We start from the raw sequence: 16,510 nt of genomic DNA, 5'->3' as shown, positions 1-16,510 counted from the left end.
CCGCAACCCCGGGGCTCGCTACAGCTACCAGTTCGCCATGCGTCTTTTCGGCCATTCTACGCCTGATCGTCACCAGGCCGACCGGTGCTGCTCTTCGGCGGTGAGGGTTGCCGGCTGCCGACTGCCGGCTGCTCGGCTCTGCTGCTCGGCTGCTCGGTTGCTCTGCTGCTCGGCTGCTCTGCTGCTCTGCTGCTCGGTCGTGAGGGCGAGGACCGTGCGGCGGGCGGCGGCGATGATGTCGGCCGGGGTGACGGGAAGGCCCTGGGCGGCGATGATCGCCGAGGACACGGAGTTGAAGGCCAGCCGGAGGTAGATGACGTCGGCGGGGGCCGGGTCCGGGCCGGCGAAGAACGCGATGATCTGCTCGAACGCGCCCGGGACGCTCAGCTCGCGGCTGCCCAGCCGCTGGTGGGCGGCGAGGTTGGCCAGGGCGAGGCGCTGGGCGTGGACGTGCTCGTCGGTGGTGCTGTCGAGCCAGCGCAGGGCCGCGGCGCGCAGCAGGCCCGGCGTGCGGGGCTGGGCCTCGAGCCAGGTCAGGAACGTGTCGACGTCGCGGCGGCGCTCCTCCATCAGACTCCGGACGATCTCGTCCTTGCCGGTGAAGTGGTAGTAGAGCGACGACTGGTTCATGCCGAGCGCGGCCGCGATGTCGCGGGTCGTGGTGGCGTCGAAGCCCTTCGCCGTGAACAGCTCGAGGGCGACCCGGCGGATCTCGGCACGGGTGTCGGCGGCGTTACGGCGGGTCCTCGGTGGCATGAGACCCATCATACCTTGACTACCAATCACTCGATTGGCTACGGTCTCATCAACCAATCAAACGATTGATTGGCAACTGACAGGGGATCCATCATGACTTCCATCGCGATCATCGGCGCCGGCCCCGGCGGCCTGCTCTGCGCCCGCATGCTCCAGCAGCACGGCATCGACGCCACCGTCTACGACAGCGACGCCTCGGCCGACGCCCGGGATGCCGGCGGCTCGCTCGACCTGCACGCCGACACCGGCCAGATAGCGCTCGCCGACGCCGGGCTGCTGGGGGCGTTCCTGGCCGTCGCCCGGATCGAGGACCAGGCGAAACGCAGCGTCGACCGGCACGGCACGGTGCTCGGCAGCTTCGTGCCCGACGAGCACGACACCGCCGCCCCCGAGATCGACCGCGGCCAGCTGCGGGCCCTCATCGCCGCCCACGTCCGCCCGGAGTCCGTCCGCTGGGGCCACAAGCTCACCACCGCCACCCCGATCAACGAAGGCCGGCACCGGCTCACGTTCGCGAACGGCGCGATCGCCGAGGCCGACCTCGTCATCGGCGCCGACGGGGTGTGGTCCCGGGTCCGGCCGCTGCTCACCGATGCCGCCCCGGAATACTCCGGCGTCTCGTTCCTCGACGTCCGCTACGACGACGCGGACCGCCGCCACCCCGGGCTGGACCGGCTGGTCGGCAAGGGCCACCTGTTCGCCCGCGGCGACGACGGCAACGCGATCATCGCCCAGCGCAACAGCAACAACGTGATCCGTGGCTACGTCGCCATGCGCACCGAGCCCGGCTGGGCAGCCCGGGCCGGGGTCGACGTCGGGGATCCGGGTGCGCTCCGGGCGTACCTCAGGGAAAGGTTTGCGGGTTGGTCCGCCGATCTGGTGCCTTTCCTGACCGACAGCGACGGGTACGTCGACCGCGCCATCTGGTTCCTCCCCACTCCCCTGACCTGGGCGCCGAACCCCGGTGTCACCCTGCTCGGTGACGCGGCACATGCCATGGGGCCGTTCGGGGGCTTCGGCGTCAACCTCGCCCTGCTGGACGCCGCCGAGCTCGCGCACGCCATCGCCGGGGAAGCCACCGTCGACGCCGCACTGCGCCGCTACGAGCCGGGCATGCAGGCGCGGGCGGCGACACTCGCCAAGGCCTCGAACGCTGCCACCCGCTCGTTCTTCGGCATCGACGTCGAGCACGACCCCGATCCGGCGATGCCCGACCAGGCCGCCAGCCACCGCGCCTACGAGCAGGGCGCTGCCCGCTACCGCAGCGAGCGCGCGTTCACGGGCGACTGGACCATCGCGTTCCAGACCGGCGGCGGCACCCAGGTGGCCGAGCTCGCCATCCGGGTCACCGCCGACGGGGTGACCGGGGCGCTGGACGGCCGCCCGTTCGACAGCGCCACCCTCGACGGCGACGAGCTGCGGTTCAAGGCCCGGATCACGTCTCCGTTCCCCGCCAAGCTCGCCTGCACCGCGACGGTCGACGGGGACACCATCACCGGAACGGCGAAACACCCCGTCCTGACGGTCGGCTTCACCGGCGCCCGCAGCCATTGATCGACTTCGCATTTCGGTCATCTCACCCCAGGGCGCCCGCGGTGATGATCGGATGCTGGGCGGCAAATGGTTTTCAGCGGGGATTCGGTTAGGCTCTGCGCGTATCGTGAGAGCGTTCACAAAGGCGAACCACGGCTGTCTGGACCAACCGATCTGGCCCATCCGATCTGGACCATCCCCGATCTGGCCCGTCACCGATGCCGGGATCTACCCCCTGAACGCACTGGTTAGCGCCGAGTGCGAAAGACGGAGTCACGCGTGAAGATTCTGGTATTCGGCACCGCCCGATCCGGCGAGGCGTCCGGCGTGCTGGCCGCGCTCGACCTGCTGCCGCACTCCGTGGACGTCGCCCCGCGCGACCCACAGGCACTGATCTCCGTGCCCGGCCATGACGCCGTGGTCGTCGACGCGCGCTCCGAGCTGTCGCAGGCCCGGGGCATCTGCCGCGCGCTGCGGGCCGGTGGGTTCGGCGTGCCGGTGCTCACGGTCGTCACCGAGGCGGGCCTGATCGCGCTCAACGCCGACTGGGGCGTCGACGACGTGATCCTCGCGGATGCCGGGCCGGCCGAGGTCGAGGCCCGGCTGCAGTTCGCCGTGGGCCGGCTCGCGACCGCACCGGCCGGCGCCGGTGACCAGGTCCGGGCCGGGGAGCTGTCGATCGACCCCGAGACGTACGCCGCGAAGCTGCGCGGCCGCCCGCTCGACCTCACCTACAAGGAGTTCGAGCTGCTCCGCTTTCTCGCCCAGCACCCGGGCCAGGTGTTCACCCGGGCCCAGCTGCTGCGCGACGTCTGGGGCTACGACTACTTCGGTGGCACCCGCACGGTCGACGTGCACGTGCGGCGACTGCGCGCCAAGCTCGGCACCGAGTTCGAGTCGATGATCGGCACGGTCCGGCAGGTCGGCTACAAGCTCGTGCTGCCGCCGGCCCGGCCGCTGACCGACATCGAGGAAGCCCCGATCTCGGTCTGAGCCGACGCCGGCCGCTCCGGCCCCGACGGGTTCAGACCGTCACGTCGAGGACGCCGGTGGACGCGGTCGCCGCCGAGGCGGTGACCGCCGGTGAAGACTGGGCGGACTGCTGCACGGCCTGCTGGGCCTTTGTCACAGCGTCCTTGTCCGCCGTGATGACCTTCTCGGCGGCCTTGGCGGCGAGATCCGCGGCGAGTTTCTGCTGGTACTTGATCAGCGCTGCCTGGGCCTCGCTGGACGAGCTGACGGAATCGACGGCGCTGACGGCGGCCATGGTGGAACTCCCGGAGGTTGGGGGCGTACTCGTTCGCCCCTGCCCATCGGCCACGGCCGCCGCGGCATGTGTCTTTTCTGCCTGTGCGGACCCTGTGTAACGGACTACTTCCAGGTGTCGGTGAGGGTCCTGGTGCAGGCGGTGCCGGTGTTGAACGTGCGGTTGCCCCCCGACTCCCAGGTGAGCGTCGCGCCGTCCTTCTTCACGTACTTGTACTCGACGGTCGTGTTCTTCGGCAGGCTGACCGCGCCGGTCCAGACCGGGTAGGTGCCCGAGGAGAGCGCGACGCCGCCTGACGTGCCCCAGTTGTTCAGGGCGTCCTGGTTGCCGAGCACGAACACGTTCTGCCCCCACTCGGTGGTGACCGACGCGGCGAAGCTCACCGAAACCATGGCGCAGCTACTCGCGGTGGCCGTGGCCGTGGCTGTGGGCACCGTCGTCGGCGCCGTCGTGGCACTTCCGCCGGCGGACTTCGCGTCGGTGTCGATGGCCACCGCGCCGCCGGCCGGGATCGTGACCGTGGCCTTGCCGCCCGAGACGGTGACCGGGGTGCCCGCGCAGCCGCTGCCGGTGGCGCCGCCGGTGATGCGGTCGCAGTAGGTGCCGTTGGCCAGGCCCGTCGGGTAGCTCGCGGTCGACGCGCTGCCGGAGGCGTTCAGGCCGATCCAGCCGAGCGAGCCGCGGTGGAAGCCGACCACGCTGCCCGAGGTCGCGGTGAAGTCGCTGACGGTGGTCACGGACCTGACCGCGTTGTGCCACGCGACCATTCCCTTCACCCCGGTCGAGCGGGTGCTGCACTGCCACTTGCCGTTGCCGCAGTCGGTGGCGCTGACGAAGCCGTTCGCGTCGGCCGGCGGCGACTGGCCGGTGGACGAGGTCGAGAACGTGAAACCGTCGTACAGGAAGGGCTTACCGTACGGGTACGCCAGCATGAAGTAGTTCGCCAGCGTGTACGCCGAGCCGTCCTGATAGCGCAGCGTGCTGCCGTCGCGCTCGGTGTCGTGGTTCGTGATCATCGCGCCGGTCTGCGCGCTGGACGCGTCGAGGCTCCACGACGGGATGCCCGAGAGGTTGCTGAGTGTGCCGGCACGGAACTGCGTCGCGAGGCCGCGGGCGTAGGAGAAGCCGATCAGGTCGCCGTTCGGGGTGAACGTCGAGTTGGCCAGTCCCCCGGTGCCGCCGGGCATGACCTCCTGCTCGACGTACGGCGCCTTACCCTCGGCGGTCGTTGTCCTGAGCTGCGACTTGATCTGCGCGAAGTCGGCCTGGGCGATGTGCTTGGCGGCGTCGACGCGGAAACCGTCCACGCCCAGGGAGATCAGGTCGTTGAGGTAGCCGGCGATCTTGTCGCGTACCCCGCTGCTGCCCGTCTTGAGGTCGGACAGCGAGGACAGCTCGCAGTTCTGCACCTCGGCGACGTTGTTCCAGTCGTCGATCTGGCCGTCCTCGTCGTTGCAGGACCCGTCACCGGCGTGGTGGAAGTCGGCGGTCGTGTACGGCACGGCGGGGTAGTCGAACGAGCCGGGCGTGAACTTGCTCCCCGCGTACCCGGTGCTGTAGCTGTTGCCGTGCCCTGCCGTGTGGTTGATGACCGCGTCGGCGTAGACCCGCACGCCGGCCGTGTGACACGCGGTGACCATGCTCGCGAACTGCGCGCGGGTGCCCAGGCGGCTGCTGATCGCGTACGAGACCGGCTGGTAGACCTCCCACCACGGGTGCACCCCGTCGACGCTCGTGGGCAGCGTGATCGACTCCTGCGGCGGTGCGACCTGCACGGCGCCGTACCCGGCCGGGCCGAGGTCGTCGGTGCACGCCTTCGCGATCGACGGCCAGTTCCACTCCCACAGGTTCGCGGTCACGTCGCTGTCGTTGAGGCTCACCGCCGCATCGGCCTGGCTGGTGAGCACGACCGCGGCCACGCCTCCGGCAGCCAGCAGCGACACGGCGCTGACCCGGGCCATGACGACGCGCAGACTTCGTTTCATGACCGGCGACGCTGCCGGAGCGTTCCATCCACGTCAATCAGCGGCCGGCGGCAGCTGTCTTTGGCTTGTCTTAACTCAGGGTGGTTGCCGGCGACGATCAGAGCGCTTATGCCGGATTTGCACGGGCCGCACTGCCGTTTTTGATCATGAAAGTGGAACCCGTCACATCGCCCGAACACCCCCGTCGAGCTGCCCGTTCAGGCCTGTGGGCGGGTCGTGGAGGGGCGCTCAGGAAAGTCGGCTACCGTACGCGATCGTGCACCGTACCCGCGTTCTGTCGCTCGCCCTCGCCGTCACGTCCGCCCTGGCCCTGGCCGCGTGCGGCGACAAGGACTCCGCGTCGACAGCCACTGCCACCCCGGCCACATCGGCGTCCACCGCGGCGGCCTCGACCGTGGCGAGCGACAAGCACCTCTGCGCCTCCGTCCAGAAGATCGGCGACGACCTGAAGGACGACCTCGTCAAGATGTCGAACGACAGCGCGGACCCGAAACCGGGCACGTTCACGACCATCCTGAACGGCCTGTCGGACAAGGTGACCGCCGAGGCGTTCTCCGCGGGTGACAGCGCCGTGGCCCTGGCCGCCCGGCAGCTCGCCGCCGAGGCCGCCACCGCCGCGAAGGCCCCGGACCCGGTCGCCGCGGCCGGTTCCGCCGCGTTCGAGAAGGCCGGCAACGACCTCACCGCCGCCTGCAAGACCGTCGGCGTCACGGTCTACTTCTGATCAGAGGCCCACTTCGAGCAGCGCCAGGTGGGCCGCGAAGCCGAGCGGGGCGCGGGCCAGGCGGCGGGCGCTGGTGTGCACCGGGCAGGCCGGGTCCATCACGATGCGGGCCCGCAGCGCGCGGGCGCGGCGGAGCAGGACCTGATCCTCGTCGTGCGTGAGGGCCGGGAAGCCACCCGCGGCCACGTAGGTGGCGGCGGCGATGCCGAGGTTCGCGCCGTGGACGTGGGCTCCCGCCGCGCGGCGGTAGTGCTCCTCGTAGTGTTCGGGCAGGCCGGCGGGCCAGCAGGTCCAGTCGTCGACCCGCACGGTGCCGGCGACCAGGTCGGCGCCGGCTCGTGCGTGGTCGAGGTGCCAGACCAGCCAGTCGGGGCGTACGCGGCTGTCGGCATCGGTCGTCGCCAGCCACAGGGTTTCCGGGCCTTGCCGCAGCGCGTGGGCCATGCCGGCGTTGCGTGCGCGGCCGACGTTGCGGACTGACAGGGGGACCACCTCGGCGCCTGCTGCCGCGGCGATCGCCTCGGTGCGGTCGGTGCACGCGTCGGCCACCACCACGATCTCGACCGGCACCGGGACTGCTGCCGCGGCCACCGCCAGCGCGTCGAGACAGGCCGGCAACAGGGCCTCCTCGTCATGCGCGGGCACGACGACGGCGAGCCGGGTCACTGCGCCGGGTCCTATCACTTTCGGGCTTGGGGGCACGGTCACGCGAGGCCTTCGCGCTGGGCTACCGAGCGGGCGGGGCCGGCGGTGAAGACCTCGAGGATGAAGTCGGCCTCCTCGTGGCGGGCGAGGCGTTCCAGACCCGGCGCCTCGGCGAGGGCGGCGTGGACGTCGTCGCCGCTGCGGGCGTGTTCGGTGACCGGCCAGCGCCAGTGCACGGCGACCAGCTCACCACCGGGTTCCAGCGCTCCGGCCGCGCGCTCGATGAGCGTACGCAGATCGGTGTCGTCGAAGTAGTAACCGAGCTCGGAGAGCACCACGAGGTCGAACGTGCCCTCGGGCCACTCGTGCGGGAGCTGCGCCGTGCCGACGGTGACGTGCGGGTGGGCCGCGACGCGTTCCGCTGCTGTCCTGGCGGCGGCGGGCACCGCGTCCACGGCGAGCAGCGTGTCGCAGCGTTCGGCGAGGCGGGCGGTGAGCATGCCGGTGGAGCAGCCCGGTTCGAACGCCGACCGGTAGCGACGCCGGGTCAGGGCCGCGACCGTGAGGGTGTGCTTGCGGGCGTCGTACCAGCGGGACTCGAAGCTCCACGGGTCGGGGTCTGCGGCGTACATCTGCTCGAAGTAGCTGACCGGAGTGCTCATGAGAAGACCACCTCGAAGGTGCGGGCGAAACGGGCCAGGATGTGCGGCGGCAGGATGGCGGCGTCGGCGCCGGCCGGTCCGAGCGGTGCGATCTGGCTGGGGAACGCCGCGATCGCCGCGGCCTTCGCGGCCTGATCAGCCGCCATCAACGGGATCCTGTGCGCGGTCTGCCACGGGACACGCGGATCGCCCGGGGTCGCCCAGTGCCACATCCACACCGGATATTCGAGCAACCGGGCCCCCGTCGCCGCGCACGCCCGCGCCGCGGCACGACCGACCGCCTCGTGGTCGGGGTGCCCGTCCTCACGCCAGGTCGCCACGCACCACCGCCCCGGCGCCAGCAACCGCGTCAGCTCAGCGGTCACCGCCTCCTCGTCGATCCCACCGTCAGCCTGCCCGAGCCGATGCACCAGCGCACGCCGCTCGCGGCCCGGCGCCTGACCCACGCCGGAACCGCCAAGACCGCCGGGGCCGCCGGGGCCGCCGGGAGCCTGGGGACCACCGGGTGCCTCTGGACCGCCGGGTGCCTCGGACGTGGCGGGAGCCTCGGATGCGGCGGGAGCCTCGGATGTGGCGGTGAGGCCGAGGCGGCGCAGGGCCTCGGCGGTTTCGGCGCGGCGGATGGCGGCCAGCTCGGCGCGGGTGAAGACGGTGGAGTCCGGGTGGGAGGCCTCGCCGTCGGTGACGGCGACCAGGTCTGCGGCGCCGAGCCGGGTCATCAGCCCGGCGACGCCGAGGATCTCGTCGTCGGGGTGCGGGGCCACGACCAGCGGCGGCCCGGGAGCATCGAGTTTCAGCTCCGGCCACTCGGCCATCGCGTCCCATGCCAGCCACTCGGCCTCGGCGGTGCCCTGACCCTCGATCGGCCTCACCATGCCGGGTCCTCGTCGACGGCGAGCCGGCCCAGCTGTTCCAGGTCCGACTCGGCGTGGCTCTGCCGCAGGTAGACCGTGAGGTCGGCGACCCGCCGGGCGTGCTCGCCGTCGCGGCACAGCGGCCCGGCGCCGAGTGCGCGCCCGACCCGGTCGAGGACCTCGGTCGCCGCCCACTCGACGGTTGCGCGGGTCCGGACGGCGAGGGCCTGGGCGTCACGGCGCGGGTCGGCGTCGATGGCGGCCGCCGCCTCGGCCAGCACGGCACGGGCCGCACCGAGCGCGACCGCCACCCCGCCGAGGTGGGCCAGCGCGTGCGGGCCGAGGTCCTTGTCGCGGGCGGCCGCGTACAGGGCGTCGGCGACACCGAGCGCGCCCCCGAACCAGCAGGCGGCCACGCCGACGCCGCCGTGCCAGAAGCCGGGGCGGCCCACGTAGTCGCCGACTCCCCCGACGGGCAGCGCCTCGGCGTCAGTGAAGCGCACGGTGCGGCTGTCACTGCCGGCCATGCCCACGGCGGGCCAGGTGCCGTCGAGCGGTTGCGCTTGTGGAGCTGTGTTGCGTACGGAGAAGAGCCGCACCCCGTCGTCAGCCGCAGCCGTCACCAGCGCGTCGGTGCACCACTGCGCGCCGGAGCACCACGGGCGGTCGCCACTGATCCGCCAGCCGTCGTCCGTCAGCCGAGCGCGCAGCGACCGGGGAGCCGCCGCCCAGACGCCCCACCGTTCCCCTGAAACGGGAGCGCCGAGCTCGGCGAGGATCGCGACGGCGTCGGCGTGGCCCTCACCGAGCCGGGCGGCGACCAGGTCCTGGCGTGCGAGGTCGGCCAGGCCCCGGAACCGTTCAGCCGTGGCGCCGTGCCCGGGCAGGGGCAGGTCCGGTAACTCGATCACTGTCACGCACGCGGGGTACCCCTCGAATGCCCGCTCAATCCTGCCCGGACAGCTCGCGTAGCTGCAGGAACTCCGTCCGGCGACATTCCGCGAGCAGCCCCCGCAGCTCGGTGTCGCCGGGGTGCGCCGGGCCGCCCTCCGCGCGGGCGAAGTAGCGCGTCAGGAACTCCGCGACGGCAGCGCCGCGAATCAGGCCCGGCACTGCCCCGGCCGTGCCGCCCGGCTGCGCGACCGTGCCGCCCGGCTGCGCGACCGTGCCGGCTGGCGCGGCGACCGTGTCGTCTGCCTCGGCCACCAGGAGCAGCAGGTTCGCCAGGCGGGTCTCTCCCGGGTTCAGCCTGGGCATGAGGTAGGGGATCGGCAGTCGGCGGGCGCCGAAGCCCGCGTACAGTCGCAGCCGTGCCTGTCCGTCGCCGTGCTCGGCGATGCCGCTGCCGGACCGGGGATCCTCCGCCTCGGCGTAGATGATGTGCGGGCGCAGCTCCGTTCGCCAGCGCGGTGCGGCGTACGCGATGAGCTGCCGGCCGATCCCCCGGTCGCGCAGGTCGGGCCGGACCGCGAAATAGCACAGCAACCCGGCGCGGATGTCGGCGAACCATTCCAGGAAAAGAGCGGCGACGGGTACGCCGTCCGGCGTCATCGCCACCGCACCGAGCAGCTCCTCCCCGGCGAGGACGCGCTCCAGGCTCGCCATCGGCTCGCGTTCCGACGGCGGGAAGCTGGGCACGAAGACGGTGTCGTACAGCTGCACCAGAATGTCCTGATCGGACCGTCCTTTGAGGAACCTCACCGAGACGTCAGCCACGCCCGACCTTAACCGTGACCGTCAAGCGGGCAGGGGCAGCGCCGCCACGGTGTCGTTGAGCGTCCTCACCAGCAGCTCCGCGAGCGGGTTCGCTCGGGTGCGCCGGGCGGTGACGATACCGACGAAGCGCGACGGGCAGGGCTGCTCCAGGGGCATCATCACGAGGCCGCCCTGCTCGGCCGTCAGTGCGATCTGCGGGATCATGCTGATGCCCACCCCGGCGCGGACCAGCGACTGGGCGAACACGTAATCGGTGCCCCGGCAGGCGACCCGCGGCTCGAACCCCGCCAGTGCCGCGTAATGGGCCAGCAGTTCGTCTATCGACAGGCAGCCGTGCACCCACCGCTCCTGCGCCAGGTCGGCCAGCGCCACCGACTCCCGCCCGGCGAGGTGGTGCCCGGCGGGCAGCACTATCCACATCGGATCGTCGAGCAGCGGAGCCCAGATCAGGCCGGACCGGTCGCGCGGGCGCACCGGTGCCGGCCCGTCGAAGTGGTAGGCCAGGGCCAGGTCGGCCGCGCCCTCGCGGACCAGCGGCAGGCTGTCCTCGGGCTCGGTCTCCAGCACGGTCAGCTCCACCCCCGGGCGCTCCGCGGCGAAGCGGGTCAGCGCCGCGGGCAGAAGACGCTGGCCGCCGCTGGTGAACGTGGCCACCGTCAGCGACTCCCGCTCCCCGCCGGTCAGCCTTTCGATCAGATTCTGCGCGTACGCCAATTCGGCCGTGATCGAGTCACTCGCGTCGGCGAGCACCCGGCCCGCCTCGGTCAGCTCGACACCGCGCGTGCTGCGCCGCACCACCGCCGTCCCCAGCGTGCGCTCCAGCCCGCTGATCTGCTGAGACACGGCGGACGGCGTGATCCGCAGCACGGTGGCCGCGCGGTTGAAGCTGCCCTGCCGGGCGACCTCGCGCAGGACGACGAGACGGCGTACGTCGATCATCAGTTTTCCTTACGACCACATGAGCAGGTAACCACTACCGCTAACCACCGTACGCCCGGATGCTCAACGGGTGAACCGACGCGCGTGGCTCCTCTTCCTGCTGGTCTCCTTCCTCTGGGGCATCCCCTACTTCCTGATCAAGGTCGCCATCGAGGACCTGTCCCCGATCGTCGTGGTCGCCGGGCGCATCGCCATCGGCGCACTCGTGCTGATCCCGGTTGCGGCAGCGCGCGGCAGCCTGGCCAAGCTCCGCGGCCACACCGGGCCGGTCCTCGCCCTGTCGGCGGTGCACATCCTGGTGCCGTTCACGCTCATCACGTACGGTGAAACGCACATCAGCTCGTCCCTCACCGGCCTGCTGATCGCGATCGAGCCCGCGGTCATCGCCCTGTTGATGGCCCGCACCGAACCCCTCAACCGCGGCCGCGTCCTCGGCCTGCTCGTCGGCTTCGCCGGCGTGGCCGTCCTGGTCGGCGTCGACGTCTCCGGCGACCGCTGGGGCCTGCTCGGCGCGGCAATGGTCCTGCTGGCGGCCCTCAGCTACGCAGTCGCCACGATCCTGGTGCAACGCCGCCTGTCCGACGTCCCCGCCGAGGCCCTGACCGGCGCCACCACCACGATCAGCGCCGTCATCCTGATCCCGTTCGCACTCCTCGCGCTGCCGTCCGAGCCGGTCGGGCTTCCCGCCTGGGGAGCGCTCGCGGTCCTGGGCGTGTTCTGCACCGCCGTCGCCCTGCTCGCGTTCTACCAGCTCATCGGCCTGGCCGGGGCCAACAGGGCCGGCCTGGTCACCTACCTCAACCCGGTGGTCGCGGTCCTGCTCGGCGTGCTGCTGCTCGACGAGCACCTGGCACCCAGCACCGTGGCCGCCTTCGCGCTGATCGCCGCCGGCTGCTGGCTCTCCACCCGCCCGTCCCCCGCTCCCACCGCACCGACCACGCCGGCCCCCGTCAGCCAGCCCGCCAAGGTCGTGGCCGGGCTGCCCAGCACCCCCGGAACCGCGTCCGACGGATAGGCATCGTGCGGGTGGCGGCAGCCGGGCACCCTCGCGTAGGCCGTCGTCCACCCTCGGGTAGACCGTCGTCCACCCTCGGGTGGACCGTCAGGCCCACCCGAGAGACGATCCGCGGCCTGGCTCACCGCCCGGTCAGGACTTCAGGAAAGCCAGGAGGTCGGCGTTGATGGTGTCGGCCTGGGTGGTGGGCATGCCGTGCGGGAAGCCGGGGTACGACTTGAGCGTCCCGTTCTGCACGAGTTTCGCGGACAGCGGGCCGGCGTCGGCGTACGGGACGATCTGGTCGTCCTCGCCATGCATGACCAGGACCGGGACCGTGATCTTCTTGAGGTCGTCGGTGAAGTCGGTCTGGGAGAAGGCGACGATGCCGTCGTAGTGGGCCTTCGCGCCGCCCATCATGCCCTGGCGCCACCAGTTCTGGATGATGGCCTCGGAGGGCTCCACGCCGTCGCGGTTGAAGCCGTAGAACGGGCCGGACGGGAGTGCCCGGTAGAACTCCGAGCGGTTGGCGGCCAGCTGGGCCTGCAAACCGTCGAAGACGCTCCTGGGCAGGCCGCCCGGGTTGGCCTCGGTCTGCACCATGATCGGCGGGACGGCGCTGATCAGCACCGCCTTGGCGACGCGGGCCTCGCCGTGCCGGCCGATGTAGTGCGCCACCTCGCCACCACCGGTGGAGTGGCCCACGTGGATCGCGTCGTGCAGGTCGAGGTGCTCGGTCAGCTCCGCCAGGTCGTCGGCGTAGTGGTCCATGTCGTGGCCGTCGCCGGTCTGGGAGGACCGCCCGTGACCACGCCGGTCGTGGGCGATGACCCGATAGCCGTGCTGCAGGAAGAACAGCATCTGGGTGTCCCAGTCGTCGGCCGACAACGGCCAGCCGTGACTGAAGACGATCGGCTGCCCGGTGCCCCAGTCCTTGTAGAAGATCTCCGTGCCGTCCACCGTGGTGATCGTGGGCATGCCGTTGCCTCTCCGTCGAGCCGAGCCGTCCCTCGAAACGTATCCGCCCCCCGATGCCGCCGCCACGAAGTCTTTGTGAACAAAAGCTCACCCCGCCGGGCGGCGATACCGGACCTCTTCCACGGCGACCCCGTCATACTCGTACGTCTCCACGGTGCCGTCCGGCGCGTACCCGAACCTCTCGTAGAACCGCCGGGCGGCCTTGTTGCCGCGGAGCACCCACAGCTGGAACACCTCGACGTCGAATGCCGTCCAGTGCCGGTGGGTGGCCGCCAGCAGGGCCGCTCCGATTCCCGATCCGATCAGCTCCGGCCGTACGTAGAGAGTGAAGATCTCCGTGTGCCCTGCCGCACCCGCCGGTCCCGAGCAGCACCACCCGGTGAGGCTTTCTTTCTCGTCGTGGGCGACCAGGTCGATCCCTTTCGACCGCCAGGTCGCCCGCTGCCGGGCATCCGCCTCGGCGTCCATCGCGTCGAGATAGGAATCCGGGATGATTCCCCGGTAGGCGGCCTGCCACCCCGCGACCCGCAGCCGGGAGATCTCTGCCACGTCCTCCGGGACCATCCGCCGCACCTCGACCACCGCCGCAGCTTATCCGCGATGGCCCCCTATGATCGACCGCGATCACGGGGAGGGAGCCATCGATGTGGCCGTTCAAGAAGAGTCGCAGTCCGGAGCTGACCGCCGATCCGGCCGGGGGTGACCCGCGGGCGCGGTTGCTGATCGACGCGCTGACGGCACGGGACTGGCGTACGGCGAAAGATGTGCTCGCCGGCGTCACGGACCCGGACGCCAGGGCGTACCTGATGGAGGCGGCTGCCAATGTGAGCGGCGTGCAGGAATGGATCCGGGAATGGATCGACGCCGAGCCGGATTCCACGCTGCCCGTTCTGGTGAAGGGCTGCCACGCGGTCAACTGGGCGTGGGAGGCCCGCGGTGCGAAACGCGCGGAGTACACGCAGCAGGAGCAGTTCCGGGATTTCTTCCACCGGCTGCGCATCGCCGAGAACGCGCTCGACGAGGTCATCGATCGCGACCCCGCTGATGTCACCGCGCGGACGTGGCTGGTGACGACGTCCCGGGGCCGGCAGATCGACGCCGACGAGGCGCGGGCCCGCTTCGACGCCGTTGCCGCACGGCATCCGTTCCACGTCGTCGCGCATGAGCAGCGGCTGCAGTATCTGTGCAAGAAATGGTTCGGCAGCCACGAGGAGATGTTCGCTTTCGCGCGCGAGGCCACCGCTGCAGCACCCGCTGCCAGTCTGATCCCGGAGCTCATCTTCATCGCGCACATCGAGATGTGGCTGACGCTGCCAGGTGGTGAGGACGCCGAGTACATCGGCACCGAGGAGGTCGCCGCAGAACTGCACGCCGCCGCGGAGAAGTCCATTTTCCATCCCGATCTCGAGTTCACACACGGCTGGATCCCCCGGGCGAACGCCTTCGCGATGGGCTTCGACCTCGCCGGCGAATCGGAGGCCGCCGCCCGCGTCTTCGACCTGCTCGGGGACAACGTCGGTGGCTGGATCTGGGCCTACCGCGGCGATGCCGTCACCCAGTTCCGCGAGGCCCGTGACCGCGCGTACGCGCATCGGGGCTGACCGGACGAACAAAGGGTCCCGACAGGTTCAACTCAGCAACCGCCCAGGAACGATCTCCACTGTGGCCGCTCCTGACAGACAGAACGCAGGGGGTCGCACCGCGCAACGCCGCGGGCGACCCGGCGACGGTTCCCGGCCGCGGCTTTCGGAGCCGGTGCGGCGGTGATCCTCGCCAAGATCTTTCCCGCCTTGACCACCGCCGCACCCCGCCCTCACGGCCTTGACAAAATCGAAACATGTAAGTAAATCTTTGTTAACGTTCACACCGGTGCCCGTCCTCCCGCAGCGCCCGCCATGGACAAGCGCTGCATCGCATGCTCGCGAAAGGCACATCATGGGATTCCGCTCCCTGCGCCGATCATGGCAAGCACTCCTGGCCTCCGTCCTGCTCGCCGCCGTCGCCCTGGTCGCCGCACCCACCACGGCCCAGGCCGCCGGCACCCTGTCCTGTGACATCTATGCCAGCGGCGGCACCCCCTGCGTCGCCGCGCACAGCACCACGCGTGCCCTGTTCGGCGCGTACAACGGATCGCTCTACCAGGTCCGCCGATGGTCCGACGGCGCCACGTCGAACATCGGCACGCTCAGCGCCGGCGGCTACGCGAACGCCGCCGCGCAGGACTCGTTCTGCTCCGGCACCTACTGCACGATCGTGCGCATCTACGACCAGACGACCCGGCACAACGACCTGACGATCGCCCCCGGCGGCGGCGCGAACCCGACCGCCGACCAGGGCTCGAACGCCGCGGCGCTGCCCGTCACCGCGGGCGGCCACAAGGTCTACGGCGTCTACATCTCGGCCGGCAACGGCTACCGCAACAACGCCACGAACGGCATCGCCACCGGCAGCGCACCCGAGGGCATGTACATGGTGACCGAGGGAACGCACTACAACGACCGCTGCTGTTTCGACTACGGCAACGCCGAGACCAGCAACAACGACACGGGCAACGGCGACATGGACGCGATCTATTTCGGTACGCTCTGCTGGTTCTCGCCGTGCGCCACCGGCCCGCGCGTCGCCGCGGACCTGGAGAACGGCCTGTTCGCCGGTGGCAACGGCTCCTGGACGGCCAACACCGGTCGCAGCACGCCGTTCGTGACGGCAGTGCTCAAGAACAACGGCACCTCCGCGTACGCCATCAAGGACGGCAACGCCCAGTCCGGCTCACTGGCCACGCGTTACAACGGCGCACTCCCGACCCAGTCCGGCTACAACCCGATGACCAAACAGGGCGCGATCATCCTCGGCATCGGCGGCGACAACAGCAACGGCTCCGTCGGCTCCTTCTTCGAGGGCGTCATGACCAGCGGCTACCCCACCGACGCCACCGAGAACGCCGTCCAGTCAAACATCGTCTCGGTCGGCTACACCAAGAGCGTCACCTTCCCGGTCAACGGCGCCACCTACAAACTGACCAACCTCCAGAGCGGCAAACTCCTCGACGCCGTCAACTGCGGCACCGCCAACGGCACAGCGATCGACCAGTGGACCGCCCTCGGCAACACCTGCCAGCAATGGCGCTTCACCAACGTCGGCGCCAACAAATGGACGATCACCAATGTGAACGCAAACAAGGTCCTCGACGCCGTCAACTGCGGCCAGGCCCTCGGCACAGCCGTCAACCTCTGGGACTCCCTGGGCAACCTCTGCCAGCAATGGGCAGTGATCCCCGCAGGCAACGGCCGCTACGAACTCATCGCCGAGAACAGCGGCATGGTCCTCGACAACGTCAACTGCGGCACCGCCAACGGCACCAAGGCCGACCTCTGGATGTGGCTCAACAACACCTGCCAGCTCTGGTCGATCACCTCCTGACGGCTGTCAGCTGACCGCGATGCCCGTCGTCCGGCAC

Annotated in this window: 17 protein-coding genes; 6 read left to right on the top strand and 11 right to left on the bottom strand. The window is 70.8% G+C overall.

Annotated features, from left to right (window positions below):
- Positions 1 to 69 precede the first annotated feature (69 nt).
- Entirely contained in the window at positions 70 to 756 is a 687-nt protein-coding gene (locus Aco04nite_RS15925; protein ID WP_212997997.1) for a TetR/AcrR family transcriptional regulator, read from the bottom strand.
- Between the two features lie 93 nt (positions 757 to 849).
- On the opposite strand from Aco04nite_RS15925, the gene Aco04nite_RS15920 reads away from it, so the two are divergent.
- On the top strand, positions 850 to 2,310 hold the full coding sequence (locus Aco04nite_RS15920) for an FAD-dependent oxidoreductase (RefSeq protein WP_212997996.1): 1,461 nt from the start codon (positions 850 to 852) through the stop codon (positions 2,308 to 2,310).
- A 258-nt stretch (positions 2,311 to 2,568) separates the two neighbouring features.
- Positions 2,569 to 3,282, top strand: coding sequence for a winged helix-turn-helix transcriptional regulator (locus Aco04nite_RS15915; protein ID WP_212997995.1), 714 nt, complete (start codon positions 2,569 to 2,571; stop codon positions 3,280 to 3,282).
- A gap of 31 nt (positions 3,283 to 3,313) precedes the next feature.
- Here the strand turns inward: Aco04nite_RS15915 and Aco04nite_RS15910 are convergent, their stop codons facing one another.
- Positions 3,314 to 3,556 carry a hypothetical protein gene (locus Aco04nite_RS15910; protein WP_212997994.1) on the bottom strand — a complete coding sequence of 81 codons (243 nt, stop codon included), beginning with the start codon at positions 3,554 to 3,556 and terminating at the stop codon, positions 3,314 to 3,316.
- 104 nt (positions 3,557 to 3,660) lie between these two features.
- Positions 3,661 to 5,541, bottom strand: a complete 1,881-nt coding sequence (locus Aco04nite_RS15905) for a carbohydrate-binding module family 20 domain-containing protein (RefSeq protein WP_212997993.1) — start codon at positions 5,539 to 5,541, stop codon at positions 3,661 to 3,663.
- 256 nt (positions 5,542 to 5,797) lie between these two features.
- Here Aco04nite_RS15905 and Aco04nite_RS15900 point away from each other — a divergent pair, with 256 nt between their 5' ends.
- Complete coding sequence (locus Aco04nite_RS15900) at positions 5,798 to 6,265, top strand: hypothetical protein (RefSeq protein ID WP_212997992.1); 468 nt, start codon at positions 5,798 to 5,800, stop codon at positions 6,263 to 6,265.
- Here the strand turns inward: Aco04nite_RS15900 and Aco04nite_RS15895 are convergent, their stop codons facing one another.
- Genes Aco04nite_RS15895 through Aco04nite_RS15870 form a run of 6 tightly spaced genes read right to left on the bottom strand, consistent with a single transcriptional unit; the run spans position 6,266 to position 11,081 of the window.
- The gene (locus tag Aco04nite_RS15895) at positions 6,266 to 6,931 is read right to left on the bottom strand and encodes a glycosyltransferase (protein ID WP_212997991.1); all 666 of its coding nucleotides are present in this window, start codon (positions 6,929 to 6,931) and stop codon (positions 6,266 to 6,268) included.
- 38 nt (positions 6,932 to 6,969) lie between these two features.
- A complete protein-coding gene (locus Aco04nite_RS15890; RefSeq protein WP_212997990.1) occupies positions 6,970 to 7,572 on the bottom strand; it encodes an SAM-dependent methyltransferase in 603 nt (200 codons plus the stop codon).
- Complete coding sequence (locus Aco04nite_RS15885) at positions 7,569 to 8,447, bottom strand: PIG-L deacetylase family protein (protein ID WP_244876031.1); 879 nt, start codon at positions 8,445 to 8,447, stop codon at positions 7,569 to 7,571. Before Aco04nite_RS15885 ends, Aco04nite_RS15890 begins: the two co-directional genes overlap by 4 nt.
- A complete protein-coding gene (locus Aco04nite_RS15880) occupies positions 8,441 to 9,343 on the bottom strand; it encodes an acyl-CoA dehydrogenase family protein (protein WP_244876030.1) in 903 nt (300 codons plus the stop codon). The genes Aco04nite_RS15885 and Aco04nite_RS15880 overlap by 7 nt, the downstream gene beginning before the upstream one ends.
- A 28-nt stretch (positions 9,344 to 9,371) precedes the next feature.
- On the bottom strand, positions 9,372 to 10,142 hold the full coding sequence (locus tag Aco04nite_RS15875; RefSeq protein ID WP_212997989.1) for a GNAT family N-acetyltransferase: 771 nt from the start codon (positions 10,140 to 10,142) through the stop codon (positions 9,372 to 9,374).
- A gap of 21 nt (positions 10,143 to 10,163) precedes the next feature.
- Positions 10,164 to 11,081: a LysR family transcriptional regulator gene (locus Aco04nite_RS15870; protein WP_212997988.1), complete on the bottom strand. Its 918-nt coding sequence runs from the start codon at positions 11,079 to 11,081 to the stop codon at positions 10,164 to 10,166.
- A gap of 70 nt (positions 11,082 to 11,151) precedes the next feature.
- Between Aco04nite_RS15870 and Aco04nite_RS15865 the strand changes: the two genes are divergently transcribed.
- A complete protein-coding gene (locus tag Aco04nite_RS15865; protein ID WP_212997987.1) occupies positions 11,152 to 12,096 on the top strand; it encodes a DMT family transporter in 945 nt (314 codons plus the stop codon).
- Positions 12,097 to 12,228: 132 nt separating this feature from the next.
- Here Aco04nite_RS15865 and Aco04nite_RS15860 read toward each other — a convergent pair whose 3' ends face one another.
- Positions 12,229 to 13,053 carry an alpha/beta fold hydrolase gene (locus Aco04nite_RS15860; protein WP_212997986.1) on the bottom strand — a complete coding sequence of 275 codons (825 nt, stop codon included), beginning with the start codon at positions 13,051 to 13,053 and terminating at the stop codon, positions 12,229 to 12,231.
- Between the two features lie 87 nt (positions 13,054 to 13,140).
- Positions 13,141 to 13,635, bottom strand: coding sequence for a GNAT family N-acetyltransferase (locus tag Aco04nite_RS15855; protein ID WP_212997985.1), 495 nt, complete (start codon positions 13,633 to 13,635; stop codon positions 13,141 to 13,143).
- Positions 13,636 to 13,697: 62 nt separating this feature from the next.
- On the opposite strand from Aco04nite_RS15855, the gene Aco04nite_RS15850 reads away from it, so the two are divergent.
- Both Aco04nite_RS15850 and Aco04nite_RS15845 read left to right on the top strand, forming a co-directional pair.
- The gene (locus Aco04nite_RS15850; protein WP_212997984.1) at positions 13,698 to 14,654 is read left to right on the top strand and encodes a DUF4034 domain-containing protein; all 957 of its coding nucleotides are present in this window, start codon (positions 13,698 to 13,700) and stop codon (positions 14,652 to 14,654) included.
- Positions 14,655 to 14,988: 334 nt separating this feature from the next.
- Positions 14,989 to 16,473, top strand: a complete 1,485-nt coding sequence (locus Aco04nite_RS15845) for an arabinofuranosidase catalytic domain-containing protein (protein WP_212997983.1) — start codon at positions 14,989 to 14,991, stop codon at positions 16,471 to 16,473.
- Positions 16,474 to 16,510 lie beyond the last annotated feature (37 nt).

The sequence above is a fragment of the Winogradskya consettensis genome, from assembly GCF_018332715.1.
Lineage (GTDB): Bacteria > Actinomycetota > Actinomycetes > Mycobacteriales > Micromonosporaceae > Actinoplanes > Actinoplanes consettensis.
Note: the sequence above shows the minus strand (reverse complement) of the source record. Positions and strands in the feature narration are given on the sequence as shown.

Bases quoted from the DNA above. Each gene is read 5' to 3' on its own strand.
- Aco04nite_RS15925 (WP_212997997.1), bottom strand. From the start codon at position 756: ATGCCACCGAGGACCCGCCGTAACGCCGCCGACACCCGTGCCGAGATC.
- Aco04nite_RS15920 (WP_212997996.1), top strand. From the start codon at position 850: ATGACTTCCATCGCGATCATCGGCGCCGGCCCCGGCGGCCTGCTCTGC.
- Aco04nite_RS15910 (WP_212997994.1), bottom strand. From the start codon at position 3,556: ATGGCCGCCGTCAGCGCCGTCGATTCCGTCAGCTCGTCCAGCGAGGCC.
- Aco04nite_RS15905 (WP_212997993.1), bottom strand. From the start codon at position 5,541: ATGAAACGAAGTCTGCGCGTCGTCATGGCCCGGGTCAGCGCCGTGTCG.
- Aco04nite_RS15890 (WP_212997990.1), bottom strand. From the start codon at position 7,572: ATGAGCACTCCGGTCAGCTACTTCGAGCAGATGTACGCCGCAGACCCC.
- Aco04nite_RS15885 (WP_244876031.1), bottom strand. From the start codon at position 8,447: ATGGTGAGGCCGATCGAGGGTCAGGGCACCGCCGAGGCCGAGTGGCTG.
- Aco04nite_RS15870 (WP_212997988.1), bottom strand. From the start codon at position 11,081: ATGATCGACGTACGCCGTCTCGTCGTCCTGCGCGAGGTCGCCCGGCAG.
- Aco04nite_RS15860 (WP_212997986.1), bottom strand. From the start codon at position 13,053: ATGCCCACGATCACCACGGTGGACGGCACGGAGATCTTCTACAAGGAC.
- Aco04nite_RS15850 (WP_212997984.1), top strand. From the start codon at position 13,698: ATGTGGCCGTTCAAGAAGAGTCGCAGTCCGGAGCTGACCGCCGATCCG.
- Aco04nite_RS15845 (WP_212997983.1), top strand. From the start codon at position 14,989: ATGGGATTCCGCTCCCTGCGCCGATCATGGCAAGCACTCCTGGCCTCC.